The following is a 23,320-nucleotide window of genomic DNA, read 5'->3' as shown; positions in this document are numbered from 1 at the left end:
GAAACATACAATTACAAGGAGTTATGTCGTATGTCTAAGCCACTCGCTATTACAGATGTCGTTTTACGTGATGCCCACCAGTCGCTGTTTGCGACCCGTATGCGTCTTGATGACATGTTACCCATTGCTGCGGCGCTTGATGATGTCGGTTACTGGTCTTTAGAGACATGGGGTGGAGCGACGTTTGATGCGTGTATCCGTTTTCTTGGTGAAGACCCATGGGTTCGTTTGCGTGAGCTGAAAAAAGCCATGCCGAAAACACCGATGCAAATGCTACTGCGTGGTCAGAACCTCTTAGGTTATCGCCATTATGCAGATGACGTTGTAGAAAAGTTTGTTGAACGCGCGCATGCAAACGGTATGGATGTTTTCCGTATCTTTGATGCGATGAATGATGTGCGTAACTTTGAAAAAGCGGTGAAGTCTGCGGTTGATGTGGGTGCGCATGCACAAGGTACATTGTCGTACACCACTAGCCCTCATCACACCTTGGATACATGGATCGACCTAGCGAAGCGTCTTGAAGACTTGGGCTGTCACTCTTTGTGTATCAAAGACATGTCAGGTTTGCTTCGCCCATACGAAGCAGAAGAGCTTATCAAGCGTATTAAGGCGTCGTGTGATATTCCACTGGCATTGCATTGTCATGCGACCACAGGCCTTTCTACTGCGACTGCCGTGAAAGCGGCTGAAGCGGGTCTGGATATCCTTGATACCGCAATCTCTTCAATGAGTTCGACGTATGGTCACACCCCAACAGAGACCGTGGTAGCGATGCTGCAAGGCACTGAGCGCGACACTGGTTTGCAACTTGATAAGATTGAGCCTATCGCAGCTTACTTCCGTGAAGTACGTAAGAAGTACGCCAAGTTTGAAGGTCAGCTGAAGGGCGTAGATTCCCGCATTCTTATTGCTCAGGTGCCTGGTGGCATGTTGACAAACATGGAAGGCCAGTTGAAAGAGCAGGGTGCTGCTGATCGTATGGATGAAGTGTTGGAAGAGATCCCACGCGTTCGTAAAGATCTTGGCTTTATTCCACTGGTTACCCCAACGTCACAAATTGTTGGAACGCAAGCTGTCATCAACGTGTTGACAGGCGAGCGCTACAAGAGCATCACCAAAGAAACTGCGGGCATACTGAAAGGTGAATACGGTGCTGCGCCGTCAGAGGTTGACGCAGAACTGCAAGCGCGTGTGTTAGATGGTGCTGAGCCAATCACATGCCGCCCAGCTGATTTGCTGGAAGCAGAGCTTCACTTGCTGACCGATGAGCTTATCGCCAAATCGAAAGAAGAGGGCATTTTGCTAGCAGAAGCGCAAGTTGACGACGTGTTGACCTACGCCCTGTTCCCACAAGTTGGCCTTAAGTTCCTTAAGAACCGCGGTAACCCTGATGCATTTGAGCCAGCTCCTGGTAGCGAGAAAGATGTGGCACAAACTGCCGCTCCTGCATCTGCGCCTGCAGCCGCTAGCGACACCGAAGCTTACAGTGTGCAAGTAAATGGTCAGGTGTTTGATGTGGTTGTTGGCCCTCAAGGTGAACTTACTTCTGTCACCCCAACCGCAGCATTACAATCTGCTCCTGTCGCTTCAGCGCCAACAGCGGGTACTGCTGAGGCTGTGGCTGCGCCACTGGCGGGTAATATCTTCAAAGTGGTTGCTAAGCAAGGTAGCCAAGTTCAAGAGGGTGATGTACTGATCATTCTTGAAGCAATGAAGATGGAAACAGAAGTTCGCGCGATTCGTTCTGGTGTTATTCAAGACGTCATGGTGAAAGAAGGTGATTCAGTTACCGTTGGTTCACCATTGATGAACTTGGCGTAAGGGGATAGAGGAAAACATGGAAGGTTTGTTAATCCTCTGGCAAGGCACGGGCCTTGCCAATTTCCAGATTGGCCAATTGGTCATGATCTTTGTTGGGTGCATGCTGCTGTTTTTAGCCATCCGCAAAGGTTTTGAGCCACTGCTGCTATTGCCGATAGGTTTTGGTGCCATTCTTGCCAATATTCCCGAAGTGGGCTTGGCAAATAATGCGATACAAAATGCGTTGTACGCTGCGAGTCCTGATGTGATGTGGGAATTTGCCCGTATCCTAGGTCTTGGTGATGCGAATCCAGAAGCCATTAAAATGGCGATGGACGGTGCGGATCTCCATCAACTCAAAGAGTTAGATGAAGCCGCTCATGCAGCAAAATTCACTGATGGTACGCTTTACTCTTTCTACAGTGTGGCTATCGCATCGGGTATTGCACCGCTTCTCATCTTTATGGGTGTTGGTGCCATGACGGATTTTGGCGCACTTATCGCTAACCCTCGTACTTTGTGGCTTGGTGCAGCGGCGCAGTTTGGTATTTTCGCAACACTGTTTGGTGCGATCCTGCTGAACTTGATTCCAGGCATGGAGTTCTCGCTGGCGGACGCAGCATCGATTGCAATCATTGGTGGTGCAGATGGTCCTACGGCTATCTTCCTTGCGAGTAAGCTATCTCCGGATTTGCTGGGTGCCATTGCGGTTGCAGCATACAGTTACATGGCATTGGTACCGATTATTCAGCCTCCGATCATGAAACTGTTTACCTCGGAAGAAGAACGTAAGATCGAGATGAAGCAGCTACGCCATGTCTCGAAAACCGAGAAGATTATCTTCCCACTGGCTGTACTGGTCATGGCGATTATCTTCTTACCATCGGCAACGCCGTTGGTCGGTATGTTCTGTTTGGGTAACTTGATGCGTGAGTGTGGTGTGGTAGATCGTTTATCAAACACGGCGCAAAATGAGCTTATCAATATCGTCACCATTTTCTTGGGTTTGTCTGTCGGTTCGAAGCTTCAAGCTGAACAGTTCTTACACATTGAGACTCTGGGTATTCTTGTGTTGGGTGCGGTAGCATTCAGTATCGGTACGGCTGCTGGTGTATTGATGGCGAAACTGTTGAACAAATACAGCAAAGACAACATCAACCCATTGATTGGTGCTGCGGGTGTATCAGCGGTGCCAATGGCGGCACGTGTGGTTAATAAGGTGGGCTTAGACGCTAACCCGCATAACTTCTTGCTGATGCATGCAATGGGCCCTAACGTAGCAGGCGTATTGGGTTCTGCCGTTGCAGCGGGTGTGCTATTGGCCTTGGTCGGTTAACCGAAGTTTAATCGTGGGTTAACCACTAATCCAAACCAAACAACACGACAAAGTCATGAAATAAAGGCGGAAGGCATTGTGTCTTCCGCCTTTTTTATTGAAACTGAACACAGGACATCACACGCATTAAGGACGACACATGCCTCAAAATCTTCAACTGGCAATTACCGCGTTTGGCGGACCTGAAACGCTGAAACTCCAACACACTGATATTCCTGAGCCGCAAGATGGGCAAGTCCTTATAAAAGTGGCTTTTGCTGGCGTAAACCCTGTCGATGCAAAAACGCGAGCAGGCTTGGGCTGGGGGGCCGAGAAAATCAAAGATATCTTGCCTTGGGTTCCCGGTTTCGATGTGGCGGGTGTTGTCGTCCAAGACTCTACGAGATTTAAAGCGGGTGACCGCGTTGCAGGAAGAATTGTGGAAGGCGGTGGCTACGGTCAGTATTTATGTGCCAGTGCTGACGTACTATCTCGCATTCCTGATGGCGTATCGTTTGAAGCGGCAGCCTCTCTTCCTGTGGCGGGCTTAACCGCATGGCAGGCATTGGAGTTGGCGGAGCTTAAAGCGGGTGAGAAGGTGCTGATACTGGCTGGTGCTGGCGGCGTTGGACACTTCGCGATTCAACTCGCTAAAGCGCAAGGTGCGAGTGTCTACGCGAGTTGTTCTGCGGCTAATATCGATTTTGTAAATGGCTTGGGTGCAACAGCCTTGGACTACGCGGTCTCACCGCTTGAAGCGCAGGTCAATGACGTCGATGTACTGATTGACCTCGTTGGCGGTGATGTCGGTGAAGCGGCACTAAAGTCTGTTGCGAAAAATGGCCGAGTAGTGACGGTGCCTACCATTACTGCCGACCGCATTATTGCTGCGGCAAAACCACTGGGAATCGATGTGAAAGGCATGTTGGTGGTGCCAAAACCTGAACAAATGGATACGTTGCTGACATTGGTTCAAGAGGGAAAAGTACGCGTTGAAATTGCAAAAACGTATCCGCTTGAAGACGGTGTACAAGCTCATGTTGATATTCAAACCGGCCGCACGCGCGGTAAATTATTATTGGAGATGCCTGAATGAGTCGGTATGACGACTATGAAGGATTAATATTCGACCTAGATGGCACCTTATTGGACTCCATGCCGGGTCACTATGCTGCTTGGCAACAAACTGCAGCAGATTTTGGTTTTTCTGTGTCGGAAGAGTGGTACCACACTCGCGGTGGTAGCCCGACCATCCTGACAGCACGTTCGTTGATTGAAAAACTGAACCTTGATGTTGATGCTCAGGTATTGGCAGACCACAAGACACAGTGTTTTTCTTCTTTGCTAGAAAATCATCTCACTATTTTGCCGTTTACCGAGGTTGCTCGTCATTTTTCAGGAAAGATGCCGATGGCGGTCGGAACGGGCACTTTGACCGAGCTTGCCTCTCGCATGATGGAAAAGGCAGGGATTCTCGATCTGTTCGATCACGTAGTCGGCGCTGACCAAGTTGGCGCACACAAACCATCTCCAGACACATTTCTTCGTTGTGCCGAACTGTTGGGTGTCGAACCAAAGAAATGCTTAGTGTTTGAAGATGCAGTATTTGGTTTTGATGCTGCAAAAGCGGCCGGCATGGATGTCATTGATGTTCGGGTGACAGATGTTGGATTGGATTAGCGGCGACTCCGCGCTGTGGGTGCTCTTTTCCACCGGTTTTCTCAGCGCGACCTTGCTTCCAGGTGGTTCGGAAGCCAACCTGATTTTTCTTCTTAAAGAATCCCAATTTAGCCTTGGTGTATTAGTGCTCGTTGCCACCTTAGGAAATACCTTAGGCGGTATGACAAACTATTTTATTGGTCGATTCATTCCCGCGCGAACCCTTGAGCAAAAGCATGGTCAAAAAGCCATTGGCTGGCTACAACGCTACGGTTATTGGACTTTGTTGTTAAGTTGGCTGCCATTGATCGGTGACCCTCTTTGCTTAGCGGCAGGTTGGTTGCGATTAAAGCAGCACTGGTGTTGGCTGTTAATTGCGACGGGGAAAGCCCTTAGATATGTAATATTGGCGCTGGTAACCCGGGGCCTGTTTTTTGTTTGATTTCTATTTGAAAGGATAGTGTGTGCGTTATTTTATCCTTACGGCAGCCGTACTTGCGCTGTCTGGGTGCGGTGTCTATTCGACATCACCTGAACCAGTTCTTCCGATGGGCGTGACGTTAATTGAAAAAAACGAAACCCAAACCCAAGGACAACCTTCCATTCCTTACCAAAAATATCAGCTCGATAATGGCCTGACGGTTCTATTGCATCCTGACGCGTCGGATCCTTTGGTGCATGTTGATGTGACTTATCATGTGGGTTCTGCCCGTGAAGAGCCCGGAAAGTCTGGATTTGCACATTTCTTCGAGCACATGATGTTTCAAGGCTCCAAGCATGTGGGTGACCAGCAGCACTTTAAATATGTGACAGAGTCTGGTGGTAGTGTGAATGGCACTACCAATCGCGACCGAACTAACTATTACGAAACCGTGCCAGCGAACGAGCTAGAGAAAATGCTTTGGCTTGAATCTGATCGCATGGGCTTTTTGCTTGAAGCGGTGTCGCAGCGCAAGTTTGAGATTCAACGTGATACGGTGAAAAATGAACGCGCTCAGAATTTCGATAACCGACCATACGGCTTGGTTCACGAAACATTGGCTGCGGCACTTTACCCGCCAACGCATCCTTACAGTTGGCCGACGATTGGGTATGTAGAGGATTTAAACCGCGTTGATGTGAATGACCTCAAAGCCTTCTTTTTACGTTGGTATGGGCCGAATAACGCCACGCTTACCATTGGTGGAGACATTGACGTTGAGCAAACACTGGCATGGGTGAATAAGTACTTTGGTGATATTCCTCGTGGTGCGGATGTTGTTGCCGCAGACAAGTGGCCAGTGACCCTAGATGGGGATCGCTTTGTGACGCTGGAAGACAAAATCCAGCAGCCGATGTTAGTCATGAGTTGGCCGACGCAATATCCCGATGCGGAGTCGACCGTGGCGTTAGATATGTTGGCTTCGGTACTTGGGCAAGGTCGCAATAGCTTGCTGTACCAAGAGCTTGTTAAGCCGGGTAAAGTGTTGAGTGCCAGCGCATACCAAGACTGTGCCGAGCTAGCCTGTACGTTCCAACTGTATGTATTGGGTAATCAAGGGCAGGATCTCACCACAGTTCGTCAAGACGTATTGAAAGTGCTGGATTCGCTGAAAGCGCGTGGCATCAAGCAAGACGACCTTGAACAAGTCAAAGGCAGCGCAGAAGCGGGCGCGGTTTTCGGCTTACAAAGTGTTCATGGCAAGGTCGCTCAGTTGGCATCGAATGAAACCTTCTACGGCGAGCCTGACAGATTGTCCAAGTGGCTAACAGAACTCAGTGATGTGACCACCCAAGACGTTGAGCAGGCATTAACCACGTTTGTATGGCAGCAGCCCTCAGTCACGGTTTCTGTCGTTCCTGCCGGCAAGCTTTCACTGGAAGCGGAGCCCCAAAACTTTACGGCAAAGCGTGAAGAAGCAAAATCTTTACCAAGCAATGAAAAAGATCTCGCTGCTTTGATTGCACAGCAAACAACGCCAGAGACATTTGATCGCAGCATCGTACCGGCGCCATCTGGTGCTGTAACCGTGAATGTGCCAATGCTTTACCATTCTGAACTGGGCAACGGGATTGCAATCACGGGCGCGGAAACCAATGAAACGCCAACCGTGACCATGCACCTGATCATTCCTGCTGGAACCTTGATGGAGCCAGAAGGGAAGAATGGTTTGGCATCACTCACCGCAGATTTGATCACGGAAGGGACGCTCAATCAAACCAGTGAAGACATTGCAGCCAAGCTGGATCGTTTAGGGTCGAGTGTCAGTATTAATGCCTCAGGGCGAAGCACCACGGTTAGCGTGTCATCACTGACAAAGAACTTAAAAGAAACGTTGATGATTGCTGGCGACATGCTGTTCAATCCGCGTTTTGAGCAAAGCGATTTTGATCGATTGAAAAAGCAAGCACTGGAAAGTATTCAGTTTAGCCATCAAACCCCGCAATGGCAGGCCAGTCAGGCTCGTCGCGAAGTGCTATATCAAGATTCGTGGCACGCTCTTCCATCAGAGGGAACGTTTGAAACCTTAGGACAATTGACGTTAGACGATGTGAAAGCGTTTTATGCGAAGCATTACACGCCGGATACCACAAGGCTCATTGCGGTTGGCGATCTTGATAAGCAGACACTGCTTTCGAAAATCAATGGATTAAGCCATTGGAAGGGGGAGAAAGCCACCGCACCTGCCAAAGCGGCGTTGAGGCCGCTGAGTGAACCGAAGGTTTGGTTGGTCGATAAACCTGGAGCTCCACAAAGCGTCGTGCAAATGGTTCGTCATGCAATGCCTTATGACGCTACTGGTGAGATGTTCAAAACTCAGCTGGCAAACTTTAACCTTGCGGGTAACTTTAACTCGCGTTTGAACCTCAATCTTCGTGAAGACAAAGGCTACACTTACGGAGCAAGTGGCTACGTGGTGGGTGATCAGGACAAAGGGCGTATAGTGTTTCAAGCGCAAGTACGCGCTGATAGCACGTTGGAAACAGTGATGGAAATGCAAAATGAGCTGGCTGAAATGTCATTACAGGGCATGACAGACGACGAACTTGTATTCTTGCGCCTTGCTGTAGGCCAAAAAGATGCCCTGAGCTATGAAACGCCAAGTGATAAGGCCGGTCTTATTGCTAACATCATGCGCCATGAATTGCCGTCAGATTATAAGACGACACAGAAAGCGATCATTGATGGAGTGGATAAACAGACGTTAAACGCGTTAGCAAGTAAGTGGTTTGATCCCGACGACTATCAGGTGATCGTTGTTGGTGATGCCGACAAGCTAGCGTCTCCATTGGCCACACTAGGATTGCCTGTAAAGCGTTTAGTGATTGAGAATTGAACGTTATTTTTAGGCAGATAAGCTAACACTAAAACAGTGAGATGGCTTTTGTCGTGGAGAGTGATTATCCTTAGCCATCTTACTGCTTTCAACATATAAACGAGTACAGCCTTGAATAGTTTTTCTCAAAGGTTGGCAGCGCTGTCTGAACAACCTGACGCGCTTAAGGGCATTGGACGAGGTGTGGAGCGCGAAGCTTTGCGTATCACGCCAGAAGGGACATTGTCATCTGCCGCCCATCCAATAGCGTTAGGCTCAGCATTAACGCACCAATGGATCACGACCGACTTTGCGGAGCAACTGCTGGAGTTTATTACCCCAGTGACTTACTCGGTTCCTGACATGCTGACGCAGTTGCAGGATATCCATCGCTTTACCTACCGCGCGATGGATGGTGAATCGTTATGGCCGCTCTCTATGCCTTGTTATGTCGAAAATGAAGACGACATCACCTTGGCGCAATATGGCACGTCAAACGTCGGCCAAATGAAGACCTTATATCGCCAAGGGCTGAAGCATCGCTATGGCAGTGTTATGCAGGTCATATCTGGTGTGCATTTCAACTTTTCATTCCCTGACAGTTTTTGGCAGTCGATGTTTGGCGATCAAGCGCCATACGCCCGTCAGGAATCCGTGTCAGATGCTTATTTTGGGTTGATCCGAAATTACTACCGCTTTGGGTGGATGATCCCGTACCTGTTTGGTGCATCGCCGGCCTTATGTGGGTCATTTATCGACCAAACCAAAACCAACCTTGATTTCACCGTGCTGGGTAAAGGTACCAATTACCTGCCTTATGCGACGTCTTTGCGATTAAGCGATTTGGGTTACACCAACAGCGCACAAAGTGGACTAAAAATCGGATTCAATGGTTTGGACCAATACCTTGAAGGTGTTCGTGCCGCGATTCGTACACCGTCTGCAGATTTTGCAAAAATGGGTGTGAAGGATGCATCGGGTTATAACCAGTTGAATGCCAATGTGCTTCAAATTGAGAATGAACTGTATGCGCCAATTCGTCCAAAACGTGTTGCTAAGAGCGGTGAAAAGCCCTCTGAAGCGCTTGAGCGTGGCGGTGTTGAGTACATCGAAGTTCGTTCGCTGGACGTCAATCCGTTCAGTCCGACAGGCATTGATGATACGCAAGTTTACTTCTTGGACTTGTTTGTCACTTGGTGTGCCTTGTCTGACTCCGAACCTATGACAGACTGTGAGCTTCCGTGCTGGCGCGATAACTGGAACAAAATTGTTCTGGAAGGACGTAAGCCAGGGCTAACGTTGCAAATCGGTTGCCAAGGTGAGCAGTTAACCCAAGCGGAATGGGGGCGTCGTGTCTTCGCTGACTTGAGCGAACTTGCTGTGGTGATGGACAAAGCTTACGGTGGTGATAACTACCAAAAAGTGTGTCATGAGCTTGTTTCTTGGTTCGATGAACCCGAAAAGACCTTGTCAGCACGTTTGTTGCGAGAAGTCATTGAACAGCAAAGTATTGGCAAAGTTGGCCTTGCGATTGCGAAGCAAAATGCGGAATTGTATTCACAGGGAGAGTATCACCTTGTGTCTGAATCTCAGTTTATTGAAGAGAGCCGTGTTAGTTTGAAAAAACAGCAAGATGTGGAGCAAGGCGACGCTATTAGCTTTGATCAGTATCTGGCTGAATATTTTGGTGATAGTGTATCGCTATAGAGTGACGGCTGTTACCCAGAAATAGGCAGGCTTTCTCCTGCCTATTTTTTTATCCCTATGTTTAATATTTTACTGAGATGGTTCGAGCGCTAAAGGACAATTATGTACTTTTCACCTAAGTGGATTTTACTTCTCGCTTCATTAGTTTTAACGGGCTGTGCCAATCCTCCGCCTAAAAGCCCTGAGAATATTTGCAGTATCTTCCGTCAATACGATGGCTGGTATGACGATGCCGTTGAAATGGAAGATGATTGGGGAACGCCCATTCATATCGCCATGGCGTTTGTGAAGCAAGAAAGCTCATATATTCATGATGCCTTGCCACCAAGAGATTATGTGCTTTGGGTGATCCCATGGGGGCGTGTCAGCAGTGCCTATGGTTATGCTCAAGCGCAAGATCCCGCGTGGTCTGACTATCAAAAAGCAACAGACAATGGCGGATCGCGAACGGACTTTGGTGATGCCATGCAATTCATTGGTTGGTACACCAGTGAAACGCAGCGCCAACTAGGGATCTCTAAATGGGATGCTTATAACCAATATTTGGCGTATCACGAAGGACGCGGCGGCTTTAAGCGTGGCTCCTACAAAGCCAAACCTAAGGTGATGCAAGTGGCTCGTAAAGTCGAAAGACAAGCAAAAACCTATGGCGGACAATTACAAAGTTGCCGTTCTGAATTGGAATCCAATCGCAGCTGGTGGCCATTTTAGCCCGCGATTATGAGCATAAAGAAAGCGCCTTTCATGGCGCTTTCTTTATTTATGGTGCTTGAACCTTGAACCTTGAACCTTGAACCTTGAACCTTGAACCTTGAACCTTGAATCAACTCTCGCCCTTTGCGTTTGATACAGCGCGTTAAGCCCCAAAAGGTCAGTCGAAGCCCATTTGGCGTCGTCCTAAATCAGTCAGGTCCAATTCTGTTGCACGTCCTTGATAGGTGCGCTCGTGGTGCTCCGGTGCGAAATCTGGGCAGCTTTCTCCCTTAAGGAAAGCGGGGCGTTGTTTGTCTAGAAACCGCCGGTTTTTCTCGCAATCTGGCGCTGCACCAATAAACAATACATTGCTGTAGCCAGTGCCATTGTGCTTATCTTCGACGGCATGAATAGTGTCAGGATGCCACCACATTGTATCTCCAGCGTGGACTTGTGAAACGGACACTAAGCCTTCAAACAACAATGGGTGCCATTCTTTTGATACCGTGAGCGCTCTGCCGGGTGCAGCACCACATAACTCATCTTCAGGGACATCATCTTGTAAGGCGCGTAGCAACATATACGGGATGGCGAGCGTCGATGGGACTACCTGCAAAGTCCCATCTCCCTTGCCTTGCGGCGTTAGTGCAACCCAGCCTTGGAACGTGCGAAAAACACTACACACAGCAGGAGAAGGAAACTCTTCGACATCCACACGATTTGCGCCATCAAAAGCATTGTATTGCTGCCAGTCACCCTGAAAAATATTGTAGTAAACCTCTCTATAGTGGGGTTCTATCCAGCGCTCTATTGAACCGGAATCAACGTGCGGAGATAGGCCCAAGGTTGCATCACCAGGCTCTCGTCGTCTTACGCGATCGGCGTAGCTGGCTTCCTGATCAGGATTGAAAAAGGTCTTTCCATTGTTTTGCCAAGTCCATAACCGATTTAAATGACGGCGCGTAACGGCCATGTTGTGATGTTGGCGAGCCCATATTTGTGCGGGAGACCAGTAGATACCAAAGATCTGTGGCTTATCGGATTTCAACTGACTGAAATAATTGTCCTCCACGGTGGGAGTGTGCTCGTAGTAGCCATTTTCAATAATGTAGCGAGAAAGTGCATCATTGTGCGCAGCGACTTCTTGTTCTGGAAGGGTGTTGCGGATAATACCGCACCCAGCTTGATGCAAGCGATGGCGTTGTTCTTCGTTGAAGCCATGTTCAGCAATACTTGAAAATTCAAACTGCGGTATGGCTGACCCTGTAGCTTCTTCTTTTTTTATCCGTGCGATTTCGGCTTCCATCGCGCGTGACACTTCCTCGAATCGACGTTTGTAATCAGGACATTTCGCCTTCATTGTGCGCTTGAAATCACGGACTTGCTGGGGGAGATCCTCAGTAGAAAGAGCCATACGCCCTCCTTTTCTGTCTTACATCCATGAACGCTTAACACACACTCATTTCACTGCGTGACTTAGCGCTTGTTTTTGGTGTTTTCGTTAACGTTTTTGCAACATATCCACACAAATATACTACCTTTATTGGAACGTTCCAGTTTATTTTTTGAACGTTTGATGTTGCTCGTCGCATGTTCTTGTAATTGAAAGATAACTTTTTTCATCGCTGAATGCCGGACGATTCGGAGGCAATGTATCTGTGGCTGAGAGCAAAAAAACACGACGTTCCAGTGGACGAAAAGCCACAGTGATTGACGTAGCGAAAGTGGCAGGCGTCTCTAAATCCACGGTGTCTTTGGTGCTGCGCGGGAATGCAGGTGTGAAAGCCGAGACGATTGAAAAAGTGAATCAAGCGATTCGTGAGTTGGGGTATATCTATAACCGTGATGCAGCGGGGTTGAGAAGTAGAGAATCAAATTTAGTGGCGATTGTTGCCAATGACTTAGCCAATCCCTATTTGGCGCAGGTCATCATTGCCCTTGAGGGGCAGCTTGAACGTCTGGGTTTTATGCCGATTGTCGTCAATATTAATGAGAGCGTGACGAGGCAAACCGACATGGTGGCTTCTTTGAAAGAGCACAATGTCGCGGGATATTTCATTACTCCCGCCCCCGATACAGATGCGAATTGGCTGACTGAGTTGGCCAACTCTCAGCACCCCGTCGTGTGCTTGATGCGCGACGTGGAAGGTGCGCTTGTACCAACGGTCATGCCGGACAATCGTTTGGGTATGTATTTGTCTACCCGCTACTTGATTGGGCTGGGGCATGAACGTATCGCATTTATTGGTGGGATTGCGTCTATCTCTGATTACCAAGAGCGAAAAGAAGGCTTCTTGCAGGCAATGAATGAAGCGGGATTGGTGGTTAAGCCTAGTGACATTGAGCCGAGTTCGACCAAGCGTCAGGGCGGGAAAATTGCCTTGAATCGTGTGTTAGATCGGGCGCCAGAAATTACTGCGATTGTCTGTTTTACCGATGTGGTGGCCTATGGCGCTTACACGGCATTGAGCGAGCGAGGGCTGACCCCAGGCAAAGATATTGCTGTGGTGGGGTTCGATGATTTGGAAGACAGTCGATTGATGTCACCGGCGCTAACCACGGTTCGTGTTAGCGCAGAAGATATTGGGCAAATGGCATGTGAAAGATTACAGCAGTGGCGAGAGAACTTAACAGTACCGGAGAGTGCCCTTGTGGGCGTGGAGCTGGTGGTGCGATCGTCATGTTGTTCAGTGGGGAAAAAGGCGAGAGGACTGGCCTAGTTTTCCCAGCATATATCCAATTAACTTGAAAATGCTCAATTTCAGCAAAGCTCGCTGAGTCCGGCATCTTCAGGCTGCTTGGGTATCAATGTAAGTCTGCAGTTACGCAGGTCAATGACACAAATGGGACTACTATCATGAGAAAACGCAACATGATTCAAACCCTGCCACTCGCAGGTACTTTGCTGTTATCCGCAGCGGCGGTGCAAGCAGAAGACGTTGAGGTTCTACACTGGTGGACATCGGGTGGTGAAGCTGCAGCACTGAACGTTTTGAAAGACGATCTGGGTACCAAAGGTGTTGGCTGGCAAGACATGCCTGTGGCGGGTGGTGGTGGTGGTAACGCTATGACTGTTTTGCGCGCACGTGTGACGTCGGGCAATCCGCCTACGGCTGTCCAAATGCTAGGTTTTGATATTCAAGACTGGGCTGCTGAAGAAGTAGTAGCAAACCTTAACAGCGTCGCGGAAGCAGAAGGTTGGAATGAAGTTGTACCCACGGCACTTCAACGCTTTGCCAAGTATGACGGCAAATGGGTGTCTGCTCCGGTTAACGTTCACTCTACCAACTGGATTTGGGCGAATAAGAAACTCCTTGATGAAGTCGGTGCAAAGCAGCCTGAAAACTGGGACGAACTGATCTCAGCCCTCGATAAGTTGAAAGCGGCGGGTTACATCCCACTGGCCCACGGCGGTCAAGCGTGGCAAGACGCGACCATTTTTGATGGTGTTGTGCTCACCACGGGCGGCATCGATTTCTACCGTAAAGCCATGGTTGATTTAGACCCAGAAGCGCTGAGCTCTGACACCATGTTGAAAGTTTTTGACCGTATGACGCAGCTTCGCGGCTATGTGGACAAAAACTTCCCAGGCCGTGATTGGAACTTGGCATCGGCGATGGTGATTGAAAATAAAGCCGGCATGCAAATCATGGGTGACTGGGCGAAAGGGGAATTCCTCAAAGCAGGCCTGAAACCCAATGAAGATTTCTTGTGCTTCCGTATGCCGGGCACTCAAGGCATGGTGACGTTTAACTCGGATCAGTTCGTAATGTTTGATGTGGGTGAGTCGAAAGCGCAGGATGAAATGGCGAAAGCCATCATGGCGCCAGCTTTCCAATCTGCATTTAACGTGGTGAAAGGCTCTGTACCAGCGCGTACCGATGTTTCAAATGCAGACTTTGATGCGTGTGGCCAAAAAGGCATGGCAGATCTGGCTGAAGCAAACAAAAACGACACCTTGGTGGGCAGTATGGCACATGGTCATGCTGCGCCAGCGGCGGTGAAAAATGCGGTTTATGATGTGGTGACCAATCACTTCAACGGCGGCATGGATTCGCAGCAAGCAACGAAAGCACTGGTCTCTGCGGTTCAAGACGCAATCTAGGGATAGTGAGAGTGACACTGGTAAAAGGCGGTTCTAGATCCTAGAACCGCGCTTTTTGTGCCAGTGCTGCGTTACCTCAAGGATCGATTTATGTCTTCTAAAGGAAAATACAGCTCTCGCCATTTTTGGCAGCAACTGTTACCCAAAATCGTCATTGCGCCATCTTTCGTGCTGATCTTGTTTTTTGTTTATGGTTTTATTGCATGGACAACGTACATCTCGTTTAGCCGCTCTCGAATGCTGCCTAACTACAACCTTGATGGTGTGCGTCCTTACGAAAAATTGTGGAACAGCCTGAATTGGCAAGTGGCGCTCGAGAATCTCGCCATCTTCGGCATTCTTTATATCGTCATATGCTGTGCCCTTGGTTTGCTTCTGGCGATATTGCTCGATCAGAAAATCCGCATTGAAGGCGGCTTACGCCCCATCTTCCTGTATCCAATGGCATTGAGCTTCATCGTGACAGGGACAGCATGGAAGTGGTTTTTAAATCCCGGTTTAGGGCTTGAGAAAACCATGCATGAATTGGGCTGGGAGAGTTTCAGCTTTGATTGGTTGATCAACCCCGACATGGCGATTTACACCATTGTGATTGCGGGTGTCTGGCAAACGTCGGGCTTTGTCATGGCGATGTTCCTTGCGGGTTTGCGTGGCATCGACAGTGAAATGTTAAAAGCGGCCCAGCTTGATGGCGCGTCATCGTTTCAGATGTATCGCCGCATCATTATTCCGCAGCTTCGTCCTGTCTTCCTTAGTGCCTTTATCGTGCTCGCGCACATGGCCATCAAAAGTTATGACTTGGTCATCGCGTTGACGGGTGGTGGCCCTGGGAATGCCACAGCAATGCCCGCGACCTTTATGTATTCGTACACCTTTTCGAGAAACCAAATGGCGGTGGGCTCGGCGAGTGCGATCATCATGTTGATGACCATTGCAGCCATCATCATTCCGTATCTGTATAGCGAGTTGAAGGAGAAGAAGCATGAGTAGCAGTGAAACCTCTTCTCCCTTTCAAGGGGCACGCTTCTGGCGAATCCTGATTTACACCACGTTGATCGTGTTTGCCTGCATGTACTTGCTACCGTTGTTCGTCATGTTGGTGACGTCATTTAAAGAACTCGATGAGATTCGCCAAGGGAACATGCTGGCCTTGCCTCAAGTCTGGACGGTCGAGCCTTGGATTTCCGCATGGGGAACGGCCTGTATTGGCCTGACGTGTGAAGGCATCAGCGGGTATTTTACAAACTCCATCATGATCACTGTGCCGGGCGTGTTGTTATCAACCACCCTTGGGGCGCTAAACGGTTATGTGCTGACGAAATGGCGGTTTCGAGGACACCGCTGGGTGTTTGGTTTGATGCTGTTTGGCTGTTTTATTCCGTTCCAAGTGGTACTGGTGCCGATGAGTCAGGTGCTCGGTACGCTGGGGTTAGCAAATACCACGGCAGGGTTGGTGTTGGTGCATGCGATTTATGGCTTAGGGTTTACCACCTTGTTCTTCCGCAATTACTACGAAGCCTTCCCGAGTGAATTAATTCGCGCTGCCATGATTGATGGTGCAGGGTTCTTCCGTATGTTTTTCCGCATTTTATTGCCAAGTTCTGGGCCGATCATTGTGGTGACCATCATTTGGCAGTTCACCAATATTTGGAATGATTTCTTATTTGGTGCGTCATTTGCGTCGGGAGATACCGCGCCAATCACTGTGGCACTGAATAACTTGGTGAACTCATCTACTGGTGTAAAGGAATACAACGTGCACATGGCAGGCGCCATGATTGCCGCGCTCCCCACCTTGTTGGTGTACATCTTAGCGGGACGTTATTTCGTTCGTGGCCTGATGGCGGGATCAGTAAAAGGATAAGGTAATGGCATCTCTAACGCTTAGTAACGTAAAAAAACGCTTCGGTCACGTTGAAGTATTGAAGGGCATAAACATCGGCATTGAAGACGGTGATTTTCTGGTGTTGGTGGGGCCATCAGGGTGTGGTAAATCGACCTTGCTGAATATGATTGCTGGGTTAGACAGCATCAGCGATGGTGAGGTCAGCATTGGTGATAGTGTTATTAACGAACTGCACCCCGCAGAACGTGATATCGCCATGGTGTTCCAGTCTTATGCGCTTTACCCAAACATGACGGTGGGGCAGAACATCTCTTTTGGCCTTGAAATGCGCCATGTGCCAAAGCCGGAAAGGGAAAAGAAAATCGGTGAGGTGTCAGCGATGCTTCAAATCGAGCATTTGCTGAAGCGTAAACCTGGGCAGCTTTCTGGCGGTCAACGTCAGCGGGTGGCAATGGGACGCGCGCTTGTGCGCGACCCAAAAATCTTCTTGTTTGATGAACCGTTGTCGAATTTGGACGCCAAACTTCGGGTTGATATGCGCACGGAGATCAAACGCCTTCATCAGCGTTTAAACGCAACCATTGTCTATGTCACCCATGACCAAATTGAAGCCATGACACTGGCGACAAAAATAGCGGTGATGAAAGATGGCGAACTGCAACAACTGGGTTCTCCAGCCGAGGTGTATGACGATCCGGCTAATACCTTTGTCGCGACTTTTATGGGAAGTCCTTCCATGAACTTGGTGGAAGTGTTGGTTGAACGCGCTGATACATCAGAAACCCAACTGCAATTGGCAGGTTTTGATGGAGAGCCACAATCCGTCACCATTAGTTGTGGGTTTGGAGAGCTAAGCGCATATGTGGGGAAAACGGTGCAAATGGGCGTTAGGCCTGAAGACATTACTGAGAGCGAAGGCAGCACGCCTTCGACCTTGCATTGCAAGGTGGATGTCACCGAACCAACGGGTGCAGACACATACGTGATTACTTCTCTTGGCGGAACAGAAGTGGTGGCGCGCATGCCAGCAAACATCAGTTTGAAGGCGGGCGACATGGCGCACTTTCGTTTTAATCCTGAAAAGCTGGTGTTGTTTGATAGTGGTTCGGGTAGCCGTATTCGATAACCGAATCTAGTAACAAAGAAGCGCTCAGTAATGAGCGCTTTTCAGTTTCTAAAACAGCCTTCGTGATGACAAGATGACAAGATGACGAGCATAAAAAAGCCAGCAATTTGCTGGCTTTCATACTCAAAGGCATTGGCGTTAAGCTAAGTCGCGGCGTTCTTCGGAACGGGAAGTATTTTGACTTGTTTGATCATGTTCTCGCCAACCTCGACGATTTCCATGTGGTGACCTTCGACCTCGATACTGATTTGGCTCGTTGGGATATCTTCTAGATGCTCGAGTATCAAGCCGTTCAGTGTGCGCGGCCCATCGGTCGGTAACTCCCAACTCAAACTCTTGTTCAAATCACGGATATTAGCTGTTCCATCAATCATGTAGCTACCATCGGGCAGTGCTGTGATTTCTTCAGCAAGGCTTGGCGACAATGAGGTGGTGAACTCACCAATGATTTCTTCGAGGATATCTTCCAGTGTGACAAGTCCGATAATGTCGCCATACTCGTCGACAATCATCCCTATACGTTGTTTGTTGCGCTGGAATTTGAGCATTTGAACGTTGAGTGGAGTGCTTTCAGGAATGTAATACACTTCATCAGCGGCACGCAGCAAGTTCTCTTTATTGAACTCATTTTCCACCATCATTCGATAAGCTTCACGCACGCGCAACATACCAACGACCTCATCAATATTGTCGCGATAGAGCACCATGCGGCCATGTGGCGCATGAGTCAGCTGACGCATGATGGCTTTCCAGTCGTCATTAACATTGATGCCGGTTATTTCATTGCGTGGCACCATGATGTCATTGACCGTGATCTCCTCTAGTTCAAGGATAGAAATGAGCATGTTTTGGTGACGACGTGGGATCAATCCACCGGCTTCGTTAACGACAGTGCGCAACTCTTCAGAGCTTAAATGGTCTTTACCGTCGTGGCTGGTGGTTAAGCCCAGTAAACGAAGGAATCCATTGGTGATGCCATTAATCAGCCATACCAGCGGATACAGCACTTTCATCAACAACCTTAATAAGATGCTGCTGGTGTAGGAAACACGTTCAGGGTATAGCGCCGCGAGGGTTTTTGGCGTGACCTCCGCGAAGACAAGAATAACAAGGGTCAAACCACCCGTTGCAATGGCGACACCGAGATCGCCATACAAGCGCATGCCAAGTATCGTCGCGATTGCAGAGGCCAATATATTGACCAAATTATTGCCGATAAGGATGAGCCCGATCAGTCGGTCTGGACGTGATAGAAGCTCTTCTACACGCTTGGCGCCCTTATGCCCTTGATTGGAAAGGTGTCGAAGTCGGTAACGGTTTAACGCCATCATTCCGGTTTCCGAACCGGAGAAATAAGCTGAAACGACGATGAGCAATACCAATAGGGAAGCTAATGTTCCCGTCGATATGTCGTCCAAATTGCAAGTTCCTTCTTTTTTGAGCCAATCCTAATTAAGGACAAGAATAGGAGTCGCTGTCAAACGCAATGGCTAATTTCAACCGTGCAGTCACGAAGCGATAATGACTTCTCTGACAAAACGGCTGCCAAAATAGGCCAACGTTAACAAGAATGCGCCAACGACGCTTATCCAAATAACGCGTCTTCCGCGCCAGCCTGAACGATAATGTCCCCACAACAGCGCACCATATACACACCATGCTAAGGCTGACAATATGGCTTTATGTGCCTTTCCTTGTGCAATCATGTCTTGTACGAACGCAAACCCTGTAATTAAGGTTAACGTCAGCAAAATTTCACCAATTAAAATGATATTGAACAATTGCCGCTCGACCGCCATGAGAGGTGGAAGATTAGGGTTCATGATCAGTTTTTTCTTATTCTTCAATTGATGGTCAAGCCATGCTAACTGTATGGCATATAACGTGGCTATCATCAGTGTTGAATAAGAGAAAAGCGCCAGAGAGATGTGTAGTAGGACTTGAGGATTCGCCTCGAGGTGCGATATCACAGCGCCTGGCAATAAGGTCGCAGTCATAAGATTTATCGCAGAGAAGCTGTAAACGACCGGCAGTAATACCCAAACACGCATTTTGAACAAGAGTCCAGTGGTGATGGCTGAGATAATAAAGCTGATCAAAGACGCGACATTTAAGATGCTGAGGTTTTGGCCCCCATCCATAATAATGAGATCTGATAGCAAATAGGCATGGAGAGCCAGCGCACTGCACGCGCTAAGAAAAACCCGTTTCGCAGGGATCTGCTGAGGCCCAGAAAGCCCGGGTATGATCTGCATTAGTGCTGCGAAGTAAAGCAGCGCAGCGAGGAGTGCTATATAAATATCCATGTGTCTTTCAACAACATCGCGTCAAAAAAGAAAGGTTTCAGTATACCCTGCACGGCTTCGAGTCGCCATGCAAGGCTGACGATCTTTTAAGCACAGTGTGTCTATCAGATTGCAAACTGTGTAAAAAGTATAAGCACTCCCTTTAAAACTATCGTCAATGCCATCATGTAAGCCAAGCTTATAATGAGTTATAATCCCAGCAATTTTGTGTTGATCGCCACCTGATAACTATCAGCCCTGTGGTGCCGTCGCGTAGAGAGCGAGTAGGACATGTTTGAGAACTTAACGGATCGTCTATCCCGAACGCTGAAGAATATTAGTGGTCGTGGTCGACTGACTGAAGACAATATTAAAGAAACGCTGCGCGAAGTACGTATGGCGCTCTTGGAAGCCGACGTAGCGCTTCCTGTTGTGCGTGATTTCGTCAAAAAAGTGAAAGAAAGCGCGGTTGGTCTTGAAGTATCCAAAAGCCTGACGCCGGGGCAGGAATTCATCAAGATTGTTCAATCCGAACTTGAAGCTGTGATGGGTGAATCTAATGCTGAGTTAGATTTGGCATCTCAGCCTCCTGCGGTTGTGCTGATGGCGGGCTTGCAGGGTGCGGGTAAAACGACCAGCGTCGGCAAACTTGGTAAAATGCTAAAAGAACGCCACAAGAAGAAAGTCTTGGTGGTGTCTGCTGACGTATATCGCCCTGCGGCGATCAAGCAGTTGGAAACGCTTGCCTCTGAAGTAGGCATTGATTTCTTCCCGTCTTCGACAGATCAAAGCCCAATCGACATTGCGAAAGCTGCATTGGCGCATGGTAAACTGAAGTTCTACGATGTGGTTGTCGTCGATACTGCAGGTCGCCTGCACGTTGACGAAGAGATGATGGACGAGATTAAAGACGTCCACGCTGCAATTAACCCCGTTGAGACACTGTTTGTGGTTGATGCCATGACAGGTCAAGATGCAGCGAACACGGCGAAAGCCTTCAACGATGCGTTGCCACTGACCGGTGTGATCCTGACGAAAGTCGACGGTGATGCACGAGGTGGTGCGGCGTTGTCTGTTCGTCACATTACCGGTAAACCGATTAAGTTCTTGGGTGTCGGTGAAAAAACTGACGCACTAGAACCTTTCCATCCTGACCGTATTGCTAGCCGTATTCTTGGTATGGGTGACGTGTTGTCACTTATCGAGGACCTGCAACGCAATGTGGATACTGATAAAGCTGAACAGCTTGCTAAAAAGTTCAAAGAGAAGAAAGGCTTTGATCTGCAAGATTTCCGCGACCAGTTGCAGCAGATGAAAAACATGGGCGGCATGATGGGAATGATGGACAAGCTTCCGGGCATGTCTAACCTGCCTGATGACGTTAAAAACCAAGTGGACGACAAAATGTTTGTCCAAATGGAAGCCATTATCAATTCCATGACAGTTAAAGAGCGTGCGCGCCCTGATTTGATCAAAGGTTCACGTAAAAAACGTATTGCTGCAGGCTCTGGCACTCAGGTCCAAGACGTTAACCGTCTATTGAAGCAATTCACCCAAATGCAGAAAATGATGAAAAAAATGCAAAAGGGTGGCATGAAAAACATGATGCGTAATATGAAAGGCATGATGGGTGGTATGGGCGGCGGCGGAGGAATGTTTCCGCGTTAATCAATCACTAAACCTATTCTAGGACGTTACCCAAGGGTATCGGACCTAAAATTAAGTAAAGCAACCGGATTTGCTAAGTCTTTGATTGTTTATTTGCACTGATGCTTTTTTAGCTAAAGCAGTTGCATTCGATCACAGAAAGCGTAAAATTCCGGAGCTTTATTTTGGCACGAGGCCCCGTTATTTAAGCGGGGCCAATTTAATTCAGTAATGCAAAGAGGACGATATGGTAACCATTCGTTTGGCACGTCACGGCGCTAAAAAGCGTCCATTCTATCAAATCGTTGTTGCCGACAGCCGCCAAGCTCGCGACGGTCGCTTCATCGAGAAAGTAGGTTTCTTCAACCCGATCGCTCAAGGTCAAGAAGAGAAGCTGCGTCTAGACCTGGACCGTGTTAACCATTGGGTTGGCGAAGGTGCAGCTGTTTCTGACCGCGTAGCACGACTGATCAAAGACGCTGCGAAAGCTGCGTAATTTATCAGTGTCAGGGTTAAAAGAAGAAATGAGTGAGCAAGAAAAGGTTGTAGTAGGCAAGCTAGGTGCTTCTTATGGCATCCGTGGCTGGCTCAAAGTTTTTTCTTACACTGAAAATGCTGAAAGTATTTTCGACTACACACCTTGGTTTATTAAGGTGCGTGGCGAGTGGCAGGAATTCGGTCTTGAAGACTGGAAACGCCATGGTCAAGGTTTTGTAGGCAAACTGAAAGGTCTGGATCAGCGTGAAGACGCCCAGGTCATGACGAATGCTGAGATTGCGGTTAACCCAGAGGCATTGCCTGCGCTGTCAGATGAAGAATTCTACTGGCGCGAGCTCTACGGTATGGAAGTGTTCACTACCAAAGGTTACAACCTAGGTAAGGTCACGGACATCCTTGAGACAGGCTCTAACGATGTGTTAGTCGTAGCTGCAAACTTGAAAGATGCTTTTGGACAGAAGGAACGCCTAGTGCCGTTCCTCGATGGGCAAGTCATCAAGTCGATTGATCGCTCTGCTCAACGGATCGAAGTTGACTGGGATCCTGGATTTTAAAATCCCCGGGTAACAATTAAGCAATAGGAGCGGAAAAATGTGGGTTGGTATTATCAGCCTTTTTCCTGAAATGTTCCGTGCTGTTACCGATTTTGGGGTAACTGGCCAGGCGGTAAAGAAAGGCCTACTCGAAGTAGAAACGTGGAATCCCCGCGATTTTACTCACGATAAACACCGAACGGTTGATGATCGACCTTACGGTGGTGGCCCAGGCATGTTGATGATGGTACAGCCTTTGCGCGATGCCATTGACGCTGCCAAACATACTGCCAAAGGCAAGGCGAAAGTAATTTACCTGTCACCTCAAGGCCGAAAGCTTGACCAAGCGGGTGTTGAGGAGCTGGCGCAGAACGAGAACTTGATTCTTATCTGTGGACGCTACGAAGGGGTAGATGAGCGCATTATACAAACCGAAGTCGATGAAGAATGGTCTGTCGGTGATTTTGTGCTCAGTGGTGGTGAACTGCCAGCCATGACGTTGGTTGACGCAGTCGCTCGGTTTGTTCCGGGTGTGCTGGGAGACTTTGCGTCAGCGGAAGAAGACTCTTTCGCAAATGGCTTGCTTGATTGCCCTCACTATACGCGTCCTGAAGTGTTAGATGGATTAGACGTACCTGCGGTACTGAAATCCGGTAACCACGAGGACATTCGCCGCTGGCGATTGAAACAATCGCTAGGCCGAACCTGGCTCAGAAGACCAGAGCTCCTGGAAAACCTAGCTCTGACTGACGAACAGGAATTACTACTTGCTGCGTTCATTAAAGAACACAGTTTAAGTTCCTAAAC

The 23,320-nt window shown here is 48.6% G+C and carries 20 protein-coding genes; 17 read left to right on the top strand and 3 right to left on the bottom strand.

What is annotated here, in order from left to right; translation table 11 throughout:
* Positions 1-30: 30 nt before the first annotated feature.
* The 8 genes from oadA to LRP50_RS01590 all read left to right on the top strand — a co-directional run bounded on the left by oadA (position 31) and on the right by LRP50_RS01590 (position 10,491).
* The gene (gene oadA, locus LRP50_RS01625) at positions 31-1,824 is read left to right on the top strand and encodes a sodium-extruding oxaloacetate decarboxylase subunit alpha (protein WP_274162773.1); all 1,794 of its coding nucleotides are present in this window, start codon (positions 31-33) and stop codon (positions 1,822-1,824) included.
* Positions 1,825-1,840: 16 nt separating this feature from the next.
* Entirely contained in the window at positions 1,841-3,139 is a 1,299-nt protein-coding gene (locus LRP50_RS01620) for a sodium ion-translocating decarboxylase subunit beta (protein ID WP_274162772.1), read from the top strand.
* A gap of 139 nt (positions 3,140-3,278) precedes the next feature.
* On the top strand, positions 3,279-4,214 hold the full coding sequence (locus LRP50_RS01615) for an NADP-dependent oxidoreductase (protein WP_274162771.1): 936 nt from the start codon (positions 3,279-3,281) through the stop codon (positions 4,212-4,214).
* Positions 4,211-4,798: a beta-phosphoglucomutase family hydrolase gene (locus LRP50_RS01610; protein WP_274162770.1), complete on the top strand. Its 588-nt coding sequence runs from the start codon at positions 4,211-4,213 to the stop codon at positions 4,796-4,798. The genes LRP50_RS01615 and LRP50_RS01610 overlap by 4 nt, the downstream gene beginning before the upstream one ends.
* Positions 4,782-5,219, top strand: a complete 438-nt coding sequence (locus tag LRP50_RS01605) for a YqaA family protein (protein ID WP_274162769.1) — start codon at positions 4,782-4,784, stop codon at positions 5,217-5,219. The genes LRP50_RS01610 and LRP50_RS01605 overlap by 17 nt, the downstream gene beginning before the upstream one ends.
* Positions 5,220-5,241: 22 nt before the next feature.
* The gene (locus tag LRP50_RS01600; protein WP_274162768.1) at positions 5,242-8,094 is read left to right on the top strand and encodes a M16 family metallopeptidase; all 2,853 of its coding nucleotides are present in this window, start codon (positions 5,242-5,244) and stop codon (positions 8,092-8,094) included.
* Between the two features lie 132 nt (positions 8,095-8,226).
* The gene (gene gshA / locus LRP50_RS01595) at positions 8,227-9,780 is read left to right on the top strand and encodes a glutamate--cysteine ligase (RefSeq protein ID WP_274163003.1); all 1,554 of its coding nucleotides are present in this window, start codon (positions 8,227-8,229) and stop codon (positions 9,778-9,780) included.
* A 102-nt stretch (positions 9,781-9,882) separates the two neighbouring features.
* Complete coding sequence (locus LRP50_RS01590; protein ID WP_274162767.1) at positions 9,883-10,491, top strand: transglycosylase SLT domain-containing protein; 609 nt, start codon at positions 9,883-9,885, stop codon at positions 10,489-10,491.
* Between the two features lie 160 nt (positions 10,492-10,651).
* On the opposite strand, the gene LRP50_RS01585 is transcribed toward LRP50_RS01590, so the two are convergent.
* Entirely contained in the window at positions 10,652-11,887 is a 1,236-nt protein-coding gene (locus LRP50_RS01585) for a YbiU family protein (RefSeq protein ID WP_274162766.1), read from the bottom strand.
* A 292-nt stretch (positions 11,888-12,179) separates the two neighbouring features.
* On the opposite strand from LRP50_RS01585, the gene LRP50_RS01580 reads away from it, so the two are divergent.
* The 5 genes from LRP50_RS01580 (at position 12,180) to LRP50_RS01560 (ending at position 17,550) form a co-directional block, all read left to right on the top strand.
* Positions 12,180-13,193 (top strand): LacI family DNA-binding transcriptional regulator, encoded by a 1,014-nt coding sequence (locus LRP50_RS01580; protein ID WP_420791173.1) that lies wholly within the window; start codon positions 12,180-12,182, stop codon positions 13,191-13,193.
* Between the two features lie 137 nt (positions 13,194-13,330).
* Positions 13,331-14,578 carry an ABC transporter substrate-binding protein gene (locus LRP50_RS01575; RefSeq protein WP_274162764.1) on the top strand — a complete coding sequence of 416 codons (1,248 nt, stop codon included), beginning with the start codon at positions 13,331-13,333 and terminating at the stop codon, positions 14,576-14,578.
* 90 nt (positions 14,579-14,668) lie between these two features.
* Positions 14,669-15,568, top strand: coding sequence for a carbohydrate ABC transporter permease (locus tag LRP50_RS01570; RefSeq protein WP_274162763.1), 900 nt, complete (start codon positions 14,669-14,671; stop codon positions 15,566-15,568).
* Positions 15,561-16,442 (top strand): carbohydrate ABC transporter permease, encoded by an 882-nt coding sequence (locus LRP50_RS01565; protein ID WP_028024617.1) that lies wholly within the window; start codon positions 15,561-15,563, stop codon positions 16,440-16,442. The genes LRP50_RS01570 and LRP50_RS01565 overlap by 8 nt, the downstream gene beginning before the upstream one ends.
* Positions 16,443-16,446: 4 nt before the next feature.
* Complete coding sequence (locus LRP50_RS01560; protein WP_274162762.1) at positions 16,447-17,550, top strand: ABC transporter ATP-binding protein; 1,104 nt, start codon at positions 16,447-16,449, stop codon at positions 17,548-17,550.
* A gap of 143 nt (positions 17,551-17,693) precedes the next feature.
* Here LRP50_RS01560 and LRP50_RS01555 read toward each other — a convergent pair whose 3' ends face one another.
* Positions 17,694-18,968 carry an HlyC/CorC family transporter gene (locus LRP50_RS01555; RefSeq protein WP_274162761.1) on the bottom strand — a complete coding sequence of 425 codons (1,275 nt, stop codon included), beginning with the start codon at positions 18,966-18,968 and terminating at the stop codon, positions 17,694-17,696.
* Between the two features lie 90 nt (positions 18,969-19,058).
* The gene (locus tag LRP50_RS01550) at positions 19,059-19,856 is read right to left on the bottom strand and encodes a cytochrome C assembly family protein (protein WP_274162760.1); all 798 of its coding nucleotides are present in this window, start codon (positions 19,854-19,856) and stop codon (positions 19,059-19,061) included.
* A 270-nt stretch (positions 19,857-20,126) separates the two neighbouring features.
* Between LRP50_RS01550 and ffh the strand changes: the two genes are divergently transcribed.
* The 4 genes from ffh (at position 20,127) to trmD (ending at position 23,318) form a co-directional block, all read left to right on the top strand.
* Positions 20,127-21,503 carry a signal recognition particle protein gene (ffh, locus tag LRP50_RS01545; RefSeq protein ID WP_274162759.1) on the top strand — a complete coding sequence of 459 codons (1,377 nt, stop codon included), beginning with the start codon at positions 20,127-20,129 and terminating at the stop codon, positions 21,501-21,503.
* A 226-nt stretch (positions 21,504-21,729) separates the two neighbouring features.
* Positions 21,730-21,978: a 30S ribosomal protein S16 gene (gene rpsP, locus LRP50_RS01540; protein ID WP_017008575.1), complete on the top strand. Its 249-nt coding sequence runs from the start codon at positions 21,730-21,732 to the stop codon at positions 21,976-21,978.
* A gap of 28 nt (positions 21,979-22,006) precedes the next feature.
* Entirely contained in the window at positions 22,007-22,534 is a 528-nt protein-coding gene (rimM, locus tag LRP50_RS01535) for a ribosome maturation factor RimM (protein ID WP_274163002.1), read from the top strand.
* 37 nt (positions 22,535-22,571) lie between these two features.
* The gene (gene trmD, locus LRP50_RS01530; protein ID WP_028024624.1) at positions 22,572-23,318 is read left to right on the top strand and encodes a tRNA (guanosine(37)-N1)-methyltransferase TrmD; all 747 of its coding nucleotides are present in this window, start codon (positions 22,572-22,574) and stop codon (positions 23,316-23,318) included.
* Positions 23,319-23,320: the final 2 nt, after the last annotated feature.

It is taken from the genome of Enterovibrio gelatinilyticus, assembly GCF_028683095.1.
In the GTDB taxonomy this organism is placed as follows: domain Bacteria; phylum Pseudomonadota; class Gammaproteobacteria; order Enterobacterales; family Vibrionaceae; genus Enterovibrio; species Enterovibrio gelatinilyticus.
Note: the sequence above shows the minus strand (reverse complement) of the source record. Positions and strands in the feature narration are given on the sequence as shown.

Bases quoted from the DNA above. Each gene is read 5' to 3' on its own strand.
- oadA (WP_274162773.1), top strand. From the start codon at position 31: ATGTCTAAGCCACTCGCTATTACAGATGTCGTTTTACGTGATGCCCAC.
- LRP50_RS01620 (WP_274162772.1), top strand. From the start codon at position 1,841: ATGGAAGGTTTGTTAATCCTCTGGCAAGGCACGGGCCTTGCCAATTTC.
- LRP50_RS01615 (WP_274162771.1), top strand. From the start codon at position 3,279: ATGCCTCAAAATCTTCAACTGGCAATTACCGCGTTTGGCGGACCTGAA.
- LRP50_RS01610 (WP_274162770.1), top strand. From the start codon at position 4,211: ATGAGTCGGTATGACGACTATGAAGGATTAATATTCGACCTAGATGGC.
- LRP50_RS01605 (WP_274162769.1), top strand. From the start codon at position 4,782: ATGTTGGATTGGATTAGCGGCGACTCCGCGCTGTGGGTGCTCTTTTCC.
- LRP50_RS01590 (WP_274162767.1), top strand. From the start codon at position 9,883: ATGTACTTTTCACCTAAGTGGATTTTACTTCTCGCTTCATTAGTTTTA.
- LRP50_RS01585 (WP_274162766.1), bottom strand. From the start codon at position 11,887: ATGGCTCTTTCTACTGAGGATCTCCCCCAGCAAGTCCGTGATTTCAAG.
- LRP50_RS01575 (WP_274162764.1), top strand. From the start codon at position 13,331: ATGAGAAAACGCAACATGATTCAAACCCTGCCACTCGCAGGTACTTTG.
- LRP50_RS01570 (WP_274162763.1), top strand. From the start codon at position 14,669: ATGTCTTCTAAAGGAAAATACAGCTCTCGCCATTTTTGGCAGCAACTG.
- LRP50_RS01565 (WP_028024617.1), top strand. From the start codon at position 15,561: ATGAGTAGCAGTGAAACCTCTTCTCCCTTTCAAGGGGCACGCTTCTGG.
- LRP50_RS01560 (WP_274162762.1), top strand. From the start codon at position 16,447: ATGGCATCTCTAACGCTTAGTAACGTAAAAAAACGCTTCGGTCACGTT.
- LRP50_RS01550 (WP_274162760.1), bottom strand. From the start codon at position 19,856: ATGGATATTTATATAGCACTCCTCGCTGCGCTGCTTTACTTCGCAGCA.
- ffh (WP_274162759.1), top strand. From the start codon at position 20,127: ATGTTTGAGAACTTAACGGATCGTCTATCCCGAACGCTGAAGAATATT.
- rpsP (WP_017008575.1), top strand. From the start codon at position 21,730: ATGGTAACCATTCGTTTGGCACGTCACGGCGCTAAAAAGCGTCCATTC.
- rimM (WP_274163002.1), top strand. From the start codon at position 22,007: ATGAGTGAGCAAGAAAAGGTTGTAGTAGGCAAGCTAGGTGCTTCTTAT.
- trmD (WP_028024624.1), top strand. From the start codon at position 22,572: ATGTGGGTTGGTATTATCAGCCTTTTTCCTGAAATGTTCCGTGCTGTT.